The organism is Acidovorax sp. 62 (assembly GCF_002754495.1).
GTDB lineage: Bacteria > Pseudomonadota > Gammaproteobacteria > Burkholderiales > Burkholderiaceae_C > Acidovorax.
This window is the reverse complement of record NZ_PEFJ01000001.1, coordinates 4,839,947-4,856,276: the sequence shown is the minus strand read 5'-3', so window position 1 is coordinate 4,856,276 and position 16,330 is coordinate 4,839,947. Positions and strand designations below refer to the sequence as shown.

General features: G+C 64.8%; 11 protein-coding genes, 1 pseudogene and 1 riboswitch. Of the genes and pseudogenes, 2 read left to right on the top strand and 10 right to left on the bottom strand.

Going from position 1 to position 16,330, the window contains the following annotated elements:
- The first annotated feature begins 138 nt into the window (after positions 1-138).
- Complete coding sequence (locus tag CLU86_RS21815; protein WP_099657929.1) at positions 139-1,527, top strand: GspE/PulE family protein; 1,389 nt, start codon at positions 139-141, stop codon at positions 1,525-1,527.
- Between the two features lie 53 nt (positions 1,528-1,580).
- Here the strand turns inward: CLU86_RS21815 and CLU86_RS21810 are convergent, their stop codons facing one another.
- From CLU86_RS21810 to lpxC, 4 genes and pseudogenes are all read right to left on the bottom strand, one after another.
- Complete coding sequence (locus tag CLU86_RS21810) at positions 1,581-1,949, bottom strand: DUF2845 domain-containing protein (protein WP_158236364.1); 369 nt, start codon at positions 1,947-1,949, stop codon at positions 1,581-1,583.
- 115 nt (positions 1,950-2,064) lie between these two features.
- Positions 2,065-3,713, bottom strand: a pseudogene (locus CLU86_RS21805) (methyl-accepting chemotaxis protein).
- A 204-nt stretch (positions 3,714-3,917) separates the two neighbouring features.
- Positions 3,918-5,822: a phosphomethylpyrimidine synthase ThiC gene (thiC, locus tag CLU86_RS21800; RefSeq protein WP_369803864.1), complete on the bottom strand. Its 1,905-nt coding sequence runs from the start codon at positions 5,820-5,822 to the stop codon at positions 3,918-3,920.
- A 122-nt stretch (positions 5,823-5,944) separates the two neighbouring features.
- Positions 5,945-6,068, bottom strand: a riboswitch (TPP riboswitch).
- Positions 6,069-6,125: 57 nt separating this feature from the next.
- Positions 6,126-7,049 (bottom strand): UDP-3-O-acyl-N-acetylglucosamine deacetylase, encoded by a 924-nt coding sequence (gene lpxC / locus CLU86_RS21795; RefSeq protein ID WP_099657926.1) that lies wholly within the window; start codon positions 7,047-7,049, stop codon positions 6,126-6,128.
- A 205-nt stretch (positions 7,050-7,254) separates the two neighbouring features.
- On the opposite strand from lpxC, the gene CLU86_RS21790 reads away from it, so the two are divergent.
- A complete protein-coding gene (locus tag CLU86_RS21790) occupies positions 7,255-9,027 on the top strand; it encodes a methyl-accepting chemotaxis protein (RefSeq protein ID WP_099657925.1) in 1,773 nt (590 codons plus the stop codon).
- 283 nt (positions 9,028-9,310) lie between these two features.
- Here the strand turns inward: CLU86_RS21790 and ftsZ are convergent, their stop codons facing one another.
- From ftsZ to murG, 6 genes are all read right to left on the bottom strand, one after another.
- The gene (gene ftsZ, locus CLU86_RS21785; protein ID WP_099657924.1) at positions 9,311-10,555 is read right to left on the bottom strand and encodes a cell division protein FtsZ; all 1,245 of its coding nucleotides are present in this window, start codon (positions 10,553-10,555) and stop codon (positions 9,311-9,313) included.
- 157 nt (positions 10,556-10,712) lie between these two features.
- A complete protein-coding gene (gene ftsA, locus CLU86_RS21780; protein ID WP_099657923.1) occupies positions 10,713-11,942 on the bottom strand; it encodes a cell division protein FtsA in 1,230 nt (409 codons plus the stop codon).
- 50 nt (positions 11,943-11,992) lie between these two features.
- Positions 11,993-12,790 (bottom strand): cell division protein FtsQ/DivIB, encoded by a 798-nt coding sequence (locus tag CLU86_RS21775; RefSeq protein WP_099657922.1) that lies wholly within the window; start codon positions 12,788-12,790, stop codon positions 11,993-11,995.
- On the bottom strand, positions 12,787-13,791 hold the full coding sequence (locus tag CLU86_RS21770; protein WP_099743090.1) for a D-alanine--D-alanine ligase: 1,005 nt from the start codon (positions 13,789-13,791) through the stop codon (positions 12,787-12,789). Before CLU86_RS21770 ends, CLU86_RS21775 begins: the two co-directional genes overlap by 4 nt.
- Complete coding sequence (gene murC, locus CLU86_RS21765) at positions 13,788-15,221, bottom strand: UDP-N-acetylmuramate--L-alanine ligase (protein ID WP_099657920.1); 1,434 nt, start codon at positions 15,219-15,221, stop codon at positions 13,788-13,790. Before murC ends, CLU86_RS21770 begins: the two co-directional genes overlap by 4 nt.
- Entirely contained in the window at positions 15,218-16,282 is a 1,065-nt protein-coding gene (murG, locus tag CLU86_RS21760) for an undecaprenyldiphospho-muramoylpentapeptide beta-N-acetylglucosaminyltransferase (RefSeq protein ID WP_099743089.1), read from the bottom strand. The genes murC and murG overlap by 4 nt, the downstream gene beginning before the upstream one ends.
- Positions 16,283-16,330: the final 48 nt, after the last annotated feature.

Sequence of the window (16,330 nt, the reverse complement as noted above, 5' to 3'; positions counted from 1 at the left end):
GGTGTTTGGCAGGCAGCATCTTTGCCTGCACACACCGCATGCACTGCGCCTGAATTTCTGAGCAGCCCCTGGCCTTCTCCCCCCCGTGGCCACCCTCAGCCCCCTAAGCCCCCAAGCCCCGTTACCCACCGAACCGCCATGCGCCACCCCCTGCCCTACGCCTTTGCCCGCTCATCGCAGCTGCTGCTCGAGGACGATGGCCAGCAGCTCGTGCTGTGGCACGGCCCTGCGCCCGACGTCACGGCGCTGTCCGAAGTGCTGCGCAAGCACAAGGTGCGGCACCTGCTGTCGCTGGATGCGCCCAGCCTGGCCCAGCGCATCAGCGCGGCCTATGCCCAAGGCGAATCCAGCGCGGCCACGGTGGTGAGCGAGGTCGAATCCGATGCCGACCTCTCGCGCATGATGCAAGAGCTTCCCGCCGTGGAAGACTTGCTGGAAACCGCAGACGACGCCCCCATCATCCGCATGCTCAACGCCCTGCTCACGCAGGCCGCACGCGACGGGGCCAGTGACATCCACATCGAGCCGTACGAGCGCCACTCCAGCGTGCGCTTTCGGGTGGACGGCACGCTGCGCGAGGTGGTGCAGCCCAACCGCGCGCTGCACGCCGCACTGATCTCGCGCCTGAAGATCATGGCCGACCTGGACATCTCGGAAAAGCGCCTGCCGCAGGACGGGCGCATCAGCCTGCGCCTGGGCACCCGCGCCATTGACGTGCGCGTGTCCACCCTGCCCAGCGCCCATGGCGAGCGCGCCGTGCTGCGCCTGCTGGACAAGAGCGAGAACAAAATCAGCCTGGAAGCCGTGGGCATGCAGGGCGAGACTCTGCGCCGCTTTGAGGGGCTGATCAGCCAGCCGCACGGCATCATCCTGGTGACCGGGCCCACGGGCTCGGGCAAAACCACCACGCTGTACGCGGGCCTGGGCCGCCTGGACGCCACGCGCAACAACATCATGACGGTGGAAGACCCGATTGAGTACGAGTTGCCCGGCGTGGGCCAGACGCAGGTGAACAGCAAGATCGACCTGACGTTTGCCAAGGCCCTGCGCGCCATCCTGCGCCAGGACCCGGACATCATCATGATCGGTGAAATCCGCGACTTCGAAACCGCACAGATCGCCATCCAGGCCTCGCTGACTGGCCACTTGGTGCTGGCCACGCTGCACACCAACGATGCGGCCAGCGCCGTGACACGGTTGATCGACATGGGGGTGGAGCCCTTCCTGCTGTCTTCCTCGCTGCTGGGCGTGCTGGCCCAGCGGCTGGTGCGCAAATACTGCGGAACCTGCCATGGCAAGGGTTGTGAGGCCTGCGGGCACACGGGCTATGCCGGGCGCACCGGGGTGTTCGAGCTGCTGGTGACGGACGACGCCATCCGCGCACAAATCCACGCCCAGGCCTCAGAAGCCGAGATCCGCACGGCCGCCCTGGCTGCAGGCATGACGCTGATGCGTGAAGACGGCGAGCGACTGATTGCGGCAGGAGTGACCAGCCGCGAAGAAGTGCTGCGGGTGACGCGCGACTGAGCCGGCACCACTCACCCGACATTGAGAGGCTGGCTACAGCCCTCAGCGCCTTGTTAAGGCACTGACTGCCCGTACACCAGCGACCACAGCCGCCCCCCGCGAAACTGCAGCCTGGCCGGCAGGTAGCCCACACCCCGGTCGTAAATCCACTCATCCACGGGCTGGCAGGGGGCCAACCAACGGCCGTAGGGTGCGTTGTGCGGGCGGTCTATCCATTGGATTTCTACGGGTGCGCAATAGGCCCCCGTGGCAGTGGGCTGGCCACACCGCAGGGCCACGGTGGCCATGGTGTCGCCCACCCCCACGCTGCCCGACTGGCATTGCAAGGACTCGGCCTGCGCAGCCCACGGCATGCCACCAGCCAAGCCGATCCACAGGGCCCAGCGGGCCCAGACTCTCCGGCGGGGTGCAAAGTGTTTCATGGGGCAAAGGTATCGTCTATGCACCATTTTGGCCCAATGGGGATGGTCACCGTCAACCAGCCAACGGGCAAACCGTAACCAAGGCCCGGCGCTGATCCGCCCCCGCACCAGTCGGTCAAGCCAACTGGGGCACCACCGAATGCCCAGGCAGGGCGTTGCCCCCATAGCCCATCGCAGCCCCGGCAACGGAGGCCGATCGCATGCCCCCTGCGGGCAATTTGAACTGGGCCACGGCCCGGGTCAGTTGCACAGCCTGTTCGCGCAACGATTCGGACGCGGCCGTGGACTCCTCGACCAGCGCCGCATTCTGCTGGGTCATGTTGTCGAGTTGGCTCACCGACTGGCTGATCTGGGCCACGTTGTCGCTCTGCTCGGAAGACGATGCCGTGATCTCTCCAATGATGCTGGACACGCGGTGCACGCTGCCCACGATCTCGGTCATGGTCTGCCCGGCCTGGGTCACCAGGCGCGAACCGTCTTCGACCCGCTCCACCGACGAGCCGATCAGGCCCTTGATCTCCTTAGCGGCCTCGGCGCTGCGTTGAGCCAGGCTGCGCACCTCGCTGGCCACCACCGCAAAGCCCCGACCCTGCTCGCCTGCGCGGGCGGCTTCCACCGCAGCATTCAGCGCCAGGATGTTGGTCTGGAAGGCAATGGAGTCGATCACGCCGGTGATATCGGCGATCTTGCGCGAACTGGTGGTGATCTGGTCCATGGTGGTCACCACTTGCGACACCACAGAGCCCCCCGAGCGGCGACCTCGGCCGCCGAAGCCGCAAAGTCACTGGCCTGGCGCGAGGACTGGGCACTTTGCTGGATGGTGCCGGTGAGCAGTTCCATCGAGGAAGCCGCTTCTTCCAGATTGGCCGCCGTCTGTTCCGTGCGGTGGCTCAGGTCATGGTTGCCCGTGGCGATTTCAGAGCTGGCGGTCGAGATATTGCCCGCGGCCTCTTGCACCTGGTGCACCAGGCCACGCAACGCATCCTGCATGCGCGCCATCGCGCCCACCAGTTGCCCCACTTCGTCGGTGGAAGTGACTTGCACATCCCGCGACAAATCGCCCCCCGCAATGCGCTCGGCCAACTCGCTGGCCTGCGAGATGGACTGCGTAATGGAGCGAACACTGAAGAACGTGAGCGGAATCAACACCGCCAGGGCCAGCAGCAAGGCCCCACCAATCAGGCCCGACATGGTGGAGGTCAGAGAGTCCACGCCTTGGCGGGCCTCGTCCATCTGCTTGCGCGCATCCATGGCCAAGTCCAACAACAGCTTGTCGCTGGCCTCCATGTGCTTTTTGTACTTGTCGGCGTAGGCGCCGCCCACCGCACCGTCAATCTGCGCCCGCTCAATCTGCTCGAACACGGGGGAAATGCCGGTTTCGTATTCCTTGACCTCTGTCAAAGCCTTGTCGATGGACGCCGCAAAGTTGGCATCGGAGGTCTGCACCTTGCGCACATCGCTCAGCCCCTTGTTGAGCGACTGCAGTGACTTCTTCCACAGGTCGCGCTGGGTGGACACCTCAATCGTGTTGTTGAAGTTGATGATGATGTCCTTCTCCGCACGCCGCAAATCCCCCAGCGTGGTGCGCAGCTCGCTCATGTCGGTCAGGGTCTGCACCCGCTGGGTGAACAGCACCTCCAGCGTTGTGCGCGTGCGCTCCAGCGCCATGTACCCCATGGCCCCGATCACCACCAGCAAGACCAAGGAAAACACCGTGCCAAAGTACAGACGGGTGCGAATAGACAGTCGATTCAGGGCGTTCACGGCGCTTCCTTACATTTTTTAACAACCTACCCAAAGAATAGCAACTTTGATGCCATTGCGCTGTGATGTGCACCAAAGAAGACACCCACTCTGGGGCAGGCAAATACTGGGCGCGACTGTATGCGCCCACACACCTGCCCCTTTACAGGGTATGCACCCGGTTCCCCGCCATGAACAGGGAAACGCAGGGGCCATTAGGGCGGCTTATTCAGCCTTCAATGGCACGTACAACTGCCCGCCATTGCGCTGGAACTCCACCGCCTTCACCTGCATGCCCTGGGCCAGCGCGTTTTGCTCGTCCACGCCCTTTTGCGCGGCAAAGTCGCGCACCTCCTGCGTGATCTTCATGGAGCAGAACTTGGGGCCGCACATCGAGCAGAAATGCGCCACCTTGGCCGAGTCCTTGGGCAGGGTTTCGTCGTGGTATTCCTTGGCCGTTTCGGGGTCCAGGCCCAGGTTGAACTGGTCTTGCCAGCGGAAGTCGAAACGCGCCTGGCTCAGCGCATCGTCGCGCGAGCGAGCGCCCGGATGGCCCTTGGCCACATCGGCCGCATGGGCGGCGATCTTGTACGCAATGATCCCTTGCTTCACGTCGTCGCGGTCGGGCAGGCCCAGATGCTCCTTGGGCGTCACGTAGCACAGCATGGCCGTGCCCATCCAGCCGATCATGGCGGCGCCGATGGCCGAGGCGATGTGGTCGTAGCCGGGGGCGATGTCGATGGTCAGCGGGCCCAGCGTGTAGAACGGCGCCTCGTGGCAGGTCTTGAGCTGCTCGGTCATGTTGGCCTGGATCATGTGCATGGGCACATGGCCGGGGCCTTCGATCATGGTCTGCACGTCGTGCTTCCAGGCCACCTGCGTCAGCTCGCCCAGCGTGTGCAGCTCGGCAAATTGCGCTTCGTCATTCGCATCCGATGCGCAGCCGGGGCGCAGGCCATCGCCGAGGCTGAACGACACGTCGTACGCCTTCATGATGTCGCAGATGTCCTCGAAGTGCTCGTACAAAAAGCTTTCGCGGTGGTGCGCCATGCACCACTTGGCCATGATGGAGCCCCCGCGCGAGACGATGCCCGTGCGGCGATTGGCCGTGAGGTGGATGTAGGCCAGGCGCACACCGGCGTGGATGGTGAAGTAGTCCACGCCCTGCTCGGCCTGCTCGATCAGCGTGTCGCGGAAGATCTCCCAGGTCAGGTCCTCGGCCACGCCGCCCACTTTTTCGAGCGCCTGGTAGATCGGCACGGTGCCGATGGGCACGGGGCTGTTGCGCACGATCCAGTCGCGCGTGGTGTGGATGTTCTTGCCGGTCGAGAGATCCATCACGTTGTCGGCGCCCCAGCGGATGGCCCACACCAGCTTTTCCACTTCTTCTTCGATGCTGGAGGTGACAGCCGAGTTGCCGATGTTGGCGTTGATCTTGACCAGGAAGTTGCGGCCAATCGCCATCGGTTCCACCTCGGGGTGGTTGATGTTGGCGGGGATGATGGCGCGGCCCCGGGCCACTTCGTCGCGCACAAACTCGGGCGTGATGATGCGCGGGATGCTCGCGCCCAGGGGGTTGCCCATCAGGCGCTGCTCACGGCCTGCGTCGGCCATGTACTGCTCCATCCACTCGCGCTTGCCGTTTTCGCGGATGGCCACGTATTCCATCTCGGGGGTGATGATGCCTTTGCGTGCGTAGTGCATCTGCGTGACGTTGGCCCCGGCCTTGGCACGCAGCGGCTTGCGCTGCAGCGCGGCGGCCTCGGCGCGCAGTTGGGCCAGGCGGGTCGCGTCTTCGCTCTTTTGGCCGTCGTCCAGCGCCACGGGCGCGCGGCCTTCGTAGTGCTCCACATCGCCACGGCCGGAGATCCAGCCGCCACGCACGCTGGCCAGGCCCTGGCGCACGTCGATCACGGCGGTCGGGTCGGTGTAGGGGCCAGAGGTGTCGTACACGCTGACCTGCTCGCCATTGGTCAGCGCAATGTCGCGCACAGGCACGCGCAGGTCGGTGTGCAGGTGGCCGGGGATATAGGCTTTGCGCGATGCGGGAAAGGGTTCGCGGGTGCGGGCGAGCAGCTCGGCAAACTTCTCGGGGGTGGCCAGCTTGGCGAGAGGGTCGGGGGCGTTCATGGGGCAGGTCTCCTGGTTCCGGGGCGGTGGGGTCTGCTCCGGAATGGACCTGTGCACCCCTCGGGTGACTGCGCATGGCAGCCCCTGAGGCAAGGCGTGCCCACAGGGAGTGCGGGCACGGGGACAAGGAGGTCGGCTCTTCTTCCGCCGGTATGAACCGGATCAAGTTCGTCGGGTTCGCAAGCTGGCCTGAATTTCTTCAGGCCTCTCGCATCTCAGCGCATCAGCACACCCCGGAGCAGGCGCGAGTATAGGCCACAGAGGCAAAAGGAAGGCGCCCAGCCGAGATTGCGCAGCGCAGGCTCACCAAGCCCGTGCAGGCTGAGCGAAGCCGGCTGGGGCTGCGCGTTCGTCGTCAAAAGTGACCACATCCCAGGCATCGCGCTGGGCCAGCAGCTCACGCAGCAACTGGTTGTTCATGGCGTGGCCTGAGCGGAAGGCGCTGTAGGCGGCCAGCAAGGGCTTGCCAATCAGGTACAGGTCGCCCATGGCGTCCAGGATCTTGTGCTTCACGAACTCGTCGTCATAGCGCAGGCCGTCGCTGTTGAGCACCTTGTAGTCATCCATGACGATGGCGTTGTCCAGACCACCGCCCAGCGCCAGGCCGTTGGATCGCATCATCTCCACATCGCGGGTGAAGCCGAAGGTGCGTGCGCGGGCGATGTCGCGGCTGTAGTTGCCTTGCCCCAGGTCAAACTCCACGCGCTGGCCGGTGGAGTCCACCGCAGGGTGGTCAAAGTCAATTTCAAAGCTCAGCTTGTAGCCATGGTAGGGCGTGAGCTTCGCCCACTTGGCGCTGGGGCCGGTGCCTTCGCGCACTTCGATCGGGCGGTTCACGCGGATGAAGCGCTTGGGCGCACGCTGCAGCTCCACCCCCGCGCTTTGCAGCAAGAACACGAACGAGGCGGAAGATCCGTCCAAGATCGGCACCTCTTCGGCCGTGATGTCCACATACAGGTTGTCGATGCCCAGGCCCGCACAGGCCGACATCAGGTGCTCCACGGTGTGCACCTTGGCACCACCGGCAGAGATGGTGGAGGCCAGGCGCGTGTCGGTCACCGACTCCGCATGGATGGGAATGTCCACCGGCTGGGGCAGGTCCACGCGACGAAAGACGATGCCCGTGTCGGGCTGCGCCGGGCGCAAGGTCAACTCCACGCGCTGGCCACTGTGCAATCCCACGCCAACGGCGCGGGTCAAGGTCTTGAGGGTGCGTTGCTGGAGCATCCGCACATTTTAGTTGCGCGCTCCGCAACATGCTGGCATGCGCCCACGCAGACTCGTTTTCCCTGACAAAGGGTGCCCCATGCCAGCCCCACAATCCATGAGGTTACTTGTTGTTGCAAGTCAAGGCAGGCGCAGATAGGCGTGCACACACTCACTGCGCGAGTCCTGGCATTGCTAGAGTTTGAGAGAAAACTGGAGACACACGATGAACAAGCTTGGATTCAAAATGAAGGTGCTGCTGATGCTGGGCACGGCGTTGGCAGCGTTGTTGTTCATGGCCGTCACAGCGCTGCTGCAAGAGCGCTCGCTGATCATCGAATCGCGGCGCGAACAATTGGCCACGGCCGTGCAGTCAGCGCACAGCATCGTGGCCGCCTACCAGGCCAAGGCTGCCAGCGGCGCCATGGGCCAGGAAGAAGCCCAAAAAGCCGCCAAAGAGGCCTTGCGGGTGTCCCGCTACGGCGGCCCCGAAGGGAAGACCGAATACTTCTACATCTGGTCGCTCGACTCCAAAGGCGTGATGCACCCGATCAAGCCCGAGTGGGAAGGCCAGGACATGGCGGGCAAGGTCAAGGACGGTGCGGGCACCGACATCCTCAAGACCATCTCGGACGCCCTGCGTGCCAGCAAGGACGGCAGGGTGTTTGTGCCGACCATGTTTGCGCGGCCCGGCCAGCAAGTGCTGGTGCCCAAGCTGCAGTATGTGATTCGGGTTGATGGCTGGAACTGGATGGTGGGCTCGGGCCTGTACACCGACGACATCGACCAGCAGGTGCGCAAAACGCTGCTGTCTGAACTGGCCGTCGTGCTGCTGGTGATGGCCCTGGTGGGCGGTGTGGGCTTCACGGTGGCGCGCTCCGTGCTGCGGCAAATTGGGGGTGAGCCCAGCGAGGCCATCGGCATCATGTCGCAAGTGGCGCAAGGCAACCTGGACACTGAAATCCCCAGAGCCCATCCAGGCTCCATCCTCGACGAACTGGCACATATGGTGAATGCGCTGCGCCGCCTGGTGACCGAGGTGCGCTCGGCCACCGACAGCATCGCGACGGCATCCACCGAAATCGCCCAAGGCAACAACGACCTGGCCCGGCGCACCGAAGACACCGCCAGCAACCTGCAGACCACGGCCAGCAGCATGGAAGAGCTGACCAGCACCGTGAAGCAGACCTCGGACTCGGCCCAGACCGCCAACCAGATGGCCACATCGGCCGCCGAAGTGGCTGCGCGGGGCGGTCAGGTGGTGGCGCAGGTCGTGGCCACCATGCAAGACATCAATGCCAGCAGCAGCAAGATTGCCGACATCATTGGCGTGATCGACGGCATTGCCTTCCAGACCAACATCCTGGCGCTGAACGCGGCCGTAGAAGCCGCCCGCGCCGGTGAGCAAGGCCGGGGCTTTGCCGTGGTGGCGGGCGAGGTGCGCAGCCTGGCCCAGCGCAGCGCCGAGGCCGCCAAAGAGATCAAGTCGCTGATCAGCGCGTCGGTTGAGAAGGTCGAATCGGGCACCAGTCTGGTGGGCAACGCCGGGGCGACCATGACCGAAATTGTGGCCAGCGTGCAGCGCGTGACCGACATCATTGGCGAGATCCGCGCGGCCACCTCGGAGCAAAGCCAGGGCATTGAACAGGTGAACACGGCCGTGAACCAGCTCGACCAGATGACGCAGCAAAACTCAGCCCTGGTGGAGGAATCGTCTGCCGCCGCCGACAGCCTGCGCGAACAGGCTGTGAAGCTGACCGAGGTGGTGGCCCTCTTCCGCGTGAACGGCAGCACGGCCAGCACGCCGCACGCACCCGTACCTGCACCGGCCAGAGCCCCAGCACCACGTCCGACACCACGCCCCGCTACGGCCTTGCCCAAGGCCAAAGCCCCTGCCGCCAGCCCACGGGCACCGGCCCCCAAGCCCGCAGCCGCCCTGCCCGCCAAGTCCAGCCTCAAGCCGCCCGCAGGCGACTCGGGCGATTGGGAGAGCTTCTGACGCGCCAAGCGCTTTGTTCAACCTGGGCCCCCGCTGCTTCCAGCGGCGGATGCCCAGGCCCCAACAAAAAAGCCCCGGTCTTGCGAACGGGGCTTTTTTGTTGCGGGCCTTAAGCCCTTGGGGTGCTATGTTTTTAATAGCTTCCAGCGCCTATTCAATGGTAGGTTTCAATACAAACACCTTGAAAGTCCTTTAAAAACAAGCGCTAGCAGCTCATATTTTCATAGCACTTACATCTCACCGAAGAGCCCGAGCGTGCGTCACCGCGCGCTCGGGCTACCCATCAGTCAGCCTGCTTGCGCAGGAAGGCTGGGATTTCCAGGTCGTCCATGCCACCAGACGACAACGCATCCACGCGGGCTGCGGCTTGCGTGCGGTTGGTGCGCCACACGCTGGGCACCGACATGCTGCCGTAGTCGGCTTGCGAGCCACCGGCATGGCCACCCGCCAGGCCCACGGCGCTGCCCATGCCACCGGCCACACCGGCCACCGGCATTTGGTAGGCGATGTTGTCGGTGCCCGTGCGCAGGCCACCTTGCACCACCGAGATGGGCTGGCGGCGTGCGTTGGGGCGCGACAGACCCGTGGCCACCACCGTGACGCGGATCTCATCGCCCAGGCTGTCGTCGTAGGCGGCGCCGTAGATGACATGCGCGTCGGGCGAAGCGTAGGCGTTGATGGTGCTCATCGCCAGGCGCGACTCGGACAGCTTGAGGCTGCCCTTGGCGGCCGTGACCAGCACCAGCACGCCCTTGGCGCCCGACAGGTCGATGCCTTCGAGCAGTGGGCAGGCCACTGCTTGTTCTGCAGCGATGCGTGCGCGGTCCGGGCCGCTGGCCGTGGCCGTGCCCATCATGGCCTTGCCGGGCTCACCCATCACGGTGCGCACGTCTTCAAAGTCGACGTTCACATGACCGTATTCGTTGATGATTTCAGCGATACCGCCCACGGCGTTCTTGAGCACGTCGTTGGCGTGGGCAAAGGCCTCGTCCTGGGTGATGTCATCGCCCAGCACTTCCAGCAGCTTTTCGTTGAGCACCACGATCAACGAGTCGACGTTGGCTTCCAGCTCGGCCAGGCCGTTGTCGGCGTTTTGCATGCGACGGCCACCTTCCCAGTCGAAAGGCTTGGTCACCACGCCCACAGTCAGGATGCCCATTTCCTTGGCCACACGGGCAATCACAGGCGCAGCGCCCGTGCCCGTGCCGCCACCCATGCCTGCGGTGATGAAGAGCATGTGCGCGCCGTCGATGGCCGAGCGGATGTCTTCCACTGCGGCTTCAGCGGCATCACGGCCCTTGTCGGGCTTGCTGCCTGCACCCAGGCCGCTGCCACCGAGCTGAATCACGCGGTGGGCCGAGCTGCGCGTCAGTGCCTGCGCATCGGTGTTGGCGCAAACAAACTCCACGCCCTGCACGCTACGGGCAATCATGTGCTCAACGGCATTGCTGCCGCCACCACCCACGCCGATCACCTTGATCTGGGTGCCCTGGTTGAATTCTTCGGCTTCGATCATTTCGATGGTCATCTGGGAGCTCCTGTTTCTTTACGGGTATTGGTTTGCCAATGGATGAATACGGTGGGGTCAAGGTCGTCGTGCAAGCGCGGCGGTCCGGTGCTTCGCCATCGCTCGCGATCGCGCAGGTGGGGGCTTTCCCGGGCTTGGCAGGTGGGGTGGTGCATCATCAGAAGTTCCCCACAATGAAGTCCTTGAAGCGGCCAAAAGCGGTCTTCACAGAACCGCTCTTTTGCGCCACCTTGAAGCCGCGCAGCCGGGCCAGTCGGGCCTCTTCCAGCAAGCCCATCACGGTGGCGGCACGGGGCTGGGCCACCATGTCGGCCAGCGCACTCGAATACTTGGGCACGCCACGGCGCACGGGCTTGAGGAAGATATCTTCGCCCAGCTCGATCATGCCGGGCATCACAGAACTGCCGCCGGTGAGAACAATGCCCGAAGAAAGTACTTCTTCGTAGCCCGACTCGCGCACCACTTGCTGCACCAGCGAAAAGATCTCTTCCACCCGCGGCTCGATCACGCCCGCCAGCGCCTGCTTGCTGAGCATGCGCGGGCTGCGGTCACCCAGGCCCGGCACTTCCACCTGGGCCTCGGGGTCGGCCAACAGTTGCTTGGCGTAGCCGCTTTCGACCTTGATGTCTTCAGCGTCCTTGGTGGGCGTGCGCAGCGCCATGGCGATGTCGCTGGTGATGAGGTCGCCCGCAATCGGAATCACGGCCGTGTGGCGAATGGCGCCGCCGGTGAAGATGGCCACGTCGGTCGTGCCCGCGCCAATGTCCACCACCACCACGCCCAGCTCGCGCTCGTCATCGGTCAGCACGGCCTGGCTGCTGGCCAGCGGGTTCAGCATGAGCTGCTCCACCTCCAGGCCGCAGCGGCGCACGCACTTGATGATGTTCTCGGCCGCGCTCTGCGCGCCGGTCACGATGTGGATCTTGGCTTCCAGGCGGATGCCGCTCATGCCGATGGGCTCTTTCACATCCTGCCCGTCGATCACAAACTCTTGCGGCTCCACCAGCAGCAGGCGCTGGTCGCTGCTGATGTTGATGGCCTTGGCCGTCTCGACCACGCGCGCCACATCGGCCGAGGTGACTTCCTTGTCCTTGACCGCCACCATGCCGCTCGAATTGAGGCCGCGAATGTGGCTGCCGGTGATGCCGGTGTACACGCGCTGGATCTTGCAGTCGGCCATCAGCTCGGCCTCTTTCAGCGCCTGCTGGATGCTTTGCACCGTGGCGTCGATGTTGACCACCACGCCGCGCTTGAGGCCATTGCTGGGCGCCACACCCAGGCCGGCCAACTTGAGCTCTCCGTTGGGCAGAACTTCGGCGACCACGGCCATGACCTTGGCTGTGCCAATGTCGAGGCCCACCACCACATCTTTGTATTCTCTTGCCATATCAGTTTCTGCCCTTCATGGTTCTTATGTGCTGCGCATACCCCACGCGGTCACCGGCGCACCGCCGGTGCGCCCTCGGCTCCCGCCGTGGTGGTCACCCCCCGCAGCTTCAACGCATAGCCGCCCGCGTGGCGCAGGTCGGCTGACTCCAGCGACTCCACGCGCCGCTGGTACTGCGCCGCCACCTGTGCCAGCGTGCGGGCAAAGCGGCGCGTGCGCTGCTGCAGCTCCTGCTCACTGCCGCCCCCAAGCTGCACCACGGCGTTATTTGCCAGCTTGGCGCGCCAGCCGCCGCGCCCGTTCAATTCCAGCTCTTCCAGCTCCAGCCCCAGGGTCTTGAACACGGGGGCTACGGCGCCGTACATGGCCAACACCTCTTGCGAGCTGCCCTCAGGCCCCTGCAGACGCGGCAGGTCTTCCTGCTCCACATCGCCCACGTTCGCCTCAAACACTTCGCCCTGCTTGTTCACCAGGCCCGAGCCCGTCTCGGGGCCCCAGTACGCCACGGCGTCGTGCTCTTCCAGCTCCACATGCAGCAAGCCGGGGTATTCACGGCGCACCGACGCCTTGCGCACCCAGGGCACTTCCTCAAACGCCTGGCGCGCTGCGCGCAAGTCCACGGTAAAGAAATTGCCCACCAGTTGCGGCCCCACATTGGCCCGCAAGGTCACGGCGTTGTTGTGCGACAGATCACCGTGCACCACGATGCGCGCAATCGCAAAGCCGGGGTAACGCATCACCCACCAGGCCCCTGCGGCCAGCACGAGCAGGGCGCAGCCCACAAACAGGACCGAGGCGGTCATGTTCATGAGCTTGACGTCCAGCGGGGCTGGCATGGAGGGGTTCATGGCTGGGCGGCTCCTTGTGTCGGGGCAGCAGCGGGCGTGTCCAGGGTGGCCATGGCCAAGATGCGCAGGCACAGGTCTTCGTAACTGATACCCGATGCGCGTGCAGACATGGGCACCAGCGAATGGCCCGTCATGCCTGGCGAGGTGTTCATCTCCAGCAAGAAGGGCTTGCGATCGCTGGCGCGGATCATCAGATCGGCGCGGCCCCAGCCACGGCAGCCCAGCGTGCGGAAAGCCTCCAGCACGATGCGCTGGATTTCACGCTCTTCGGCCTCAGGCAATCCACTCGGGCACTGGTACTTCACATCGTCGGTGAAGTATTTGTTCTGGTAGTCGTAAGCCCCCTCGGGGGCCATGATGCGAATGACCGGCAACGCCTGGGCCGCAGCACCCTGACCCAGCACGGGGCAGGTCACTTCCTCGCCTTCAATGAATTCCTCGCACAGCACGTCGGGGTCGTAGCGGGCAGACAGGGTCACGGCATCCTGCATCTCGGAATACCCACGCACCTTGGTCACGCCGATGGACGAGCCTTCGCGCGGTGGCTTCACGATCAGCGGCAGGCCCAACTCATCGGGCACGGTGCGCACCACTTCGCGCTGCTGACGGTCAGGGGCCAGACACACATAGCGGGGTGTGGGCAAGCCTTCGGCAGTCCACACCCGCTTGGTCATGACCTTGTCCATCGCGATGGCGGACGCCATGACCCCCGGCCCGGTGTACGGAATGCCCAGCAATTCGAGCGCGCCCTGCACCGTGCCATCTTCGCCATGGCGGCCATGCAGCGCGATGAAGCAACGGGCATAGCCGCCGCGCTTGAGTTCACTCAGGTCGGTTTCCGAGGGGTCGAACGCGTGGGCATCCACCCCGCGCGAGCGCAGGGCCTGCAGCACGCCGGTGCCCGACATGAGCGAGACCTCGCGCTCTGCCGAGGAGCCGCCCATCAACACGGCCACCTTGCCCAGGGCCTTCACATCAACATTGGTATTCAACTGCGTCATTGCGCTTTCCCTGCAAGCGGTGCTAGCTCACTATTTTGTAGCAAATCGACCACCTTTCCGGGCACAGACCCTATGGAACCAGCGCCCATGCACATGACTACATCGCCAGCACGTGCGTTGTCGGCAATGGCCTGTGGCAGATCTGCCACGTTGTCCACAAAAATGGGCTCCACCCGGCCTGCCACGCGCAGCGCGCGGGCCAGCGAGCGGCCGTCCGCAGCCACCACCGGCGCCTCACCGGCGGCATACACCTCGGTCAGCAGCACGGAGTCGGCGCTGCCGATGACCTTCACAAAATCCTCGAAGCAATCGCGGGTGCGGCTGTAGCGGTGCGGCTGGAAGGCCAGCACCAAGCGCCGCCCCGGGAAGGCACCACGCGCGGCAGCCAGCGTGGCGGCCATCTCCACCGGATGGTGGCCGTAGTCGTCGATGACGGTGAACTGGCCGCCGTCTTTGGCGGGCAGGTTGCCGTAGCTTTGAAAGCGCCGCCCCACGCCCTTGAAGCCCGCCAGCGCGCGCTGCACGGCTTCGTCGGGGATGTTCAGTTCCACCGCAATGGCGATGGCAGAAAGCGCATTGAGCACGTTGTGCTCGCCCGCCAGGTTGAGCACGATGTCCAGATCGGGCAGCGTGACGCCATTGCGCCGCTGCACCGTGAAGTGCATTTGCCCGGCCTCGGCCCGCACGTTGACGGCGCGCACCTGGGCGTCTTCCGAGAAGCCGTAGCTGGTGATCGGGCAGGTCACGCTTTGCAGGATGTCACGCACGGCCGGACTGTCCACGCACAGCACGGCGGTGCCATAGAACGGCATGCGGTGCAAAAAGTCGACAAACGCTCCCTTGAGCCGGCCAAAGTCGTGGCCGTAGGTCTCCATGTGGTCGGCGTCGATATTGGTCACCACGGCCATCACGGGCAGCAGGTTCAAGAACGATGCATCGGACTCATCGGCCTCGACCACGATGTAGTCGCCGCTGCCCAGCTTGGCATTGGCGCCCGCACTGTTGAGCTTGCCGCCAATGACGAAGGTGGGATCCAGGCCCGCCTCGGCCAGCACGCTGGTCACGAGGCTGGTGGTGGTGGTCTTGCCGTGGGTGCCAGCAATCGCAATGCCCTGCTTCAGGCGCATCAGCTCGGCCAGCATCAAGGCACGGGGCACCACGGGGATTTTTTTCTCGCGGGCGGCCAGCACTTCGGGGTTGTCGGCCGTGACGGCGGTGGAGGTGACTACCGCATCTGCGCCCTCGATGTGCGCAGCAGCGTGGCCCAGGCAGGTCTGGATACCCAGGCCCTGCAAGCGGCGCAACGTGGCACTGTCGGCCAGGTCGGAGCCGGAGATGCGGTAGCCCAGGTTGAACAACACCTCGGCGATGCCGCTCATGCCGGCGCCGCCCAGGCCTACAAAGTGGATGTGACGGATGGCGTGTTTCATGCGGCCAACTCCTCGCACGCGGCCACCACTTCACGGGTGGCATTGATTTTTTGCATGTTTTTGGCCTTCTCGGCAATCTCTACAAGCGCTAGGCGCTCTGAATTTAATAGCATTTTGGCCAAACCCTCGGGGGTCAAATCGCCTTGTGGCACCAGCCAGCCAGCCCCAGCGCTCACCAGAAACTGGGCGTTGGTGGTCTGGTGGTCGTCCACCGCAGAAGGGAATGGCACAAAGATGGCCGCTGCACCCACGGCAGCGATCTCGGTCACGGTGCTGGCACCGGCGCGGCAAACGATGATGTCGGCGTTGGCAAACGCACTGGCCGTGTCATCGATAAAGGGCGTGCATTCGGCCTGCACGCCTGCGGCCTCGTAGTTGGCGCGCAAGGCGTCGATCTGCGTGGCGCCGCTTTGGTGGGTGACCACGGGGCGCTGCTCTGAGGGAATCAACGCCAGGGCCTGGGGCACGATCTCGTTGAGCGCCCGCGCGCCCAGGCTACCGCCCACCACCAGCAGGCGCAGCGGGCCGGTGCGGCCCGCAAAACGCTCAGCCGGCGCTGCCTGGCGGGTGAAAGCCGCCCGCAGCGGGTTGCCCACCCACTGGGCCTTTTTGAAGACATTGGGGAACGCGGTGAACACCCGGTCGGCCACGCCTGCCAGCATCTTGTTGGCCATGCCTGCCACCGAGTTCTGCTCGTGCAGCACCAGCGGCTTGCCACACAGCGCGCCCATCATCCCGCCGGGGAAGGTGATGTAGCCGCCCAGGCCCACCACCACATCGGGCTTCACGCGGCGCACCACTTGCAGCGCTTGCCAGAAGGCCCGCAGCAGGCGCAGTGGCAGCAAAGCCAGCGTGACCAGCCCCTTGCCCCGCACCCCAGAGAAATCGATCAACTCCAGCGCAAACCCGTGCTGCGGCACGATGCGCGACTCCATGCTGCCCGGTGCGCCCAGCCAGTGCACCCGCCAGCCGCGTGCGCGCAGCTCTTCGGCCACCGCCAAGCCAGGGAAGATATGGCCGCCGGTGCCGCCCGCCATGATGAGCGCGGTTTTTTGCGTCATACGCGGCCTCCCCTCATCCAGCGCTGCGCGCTTGGCATTGCTAGCGCA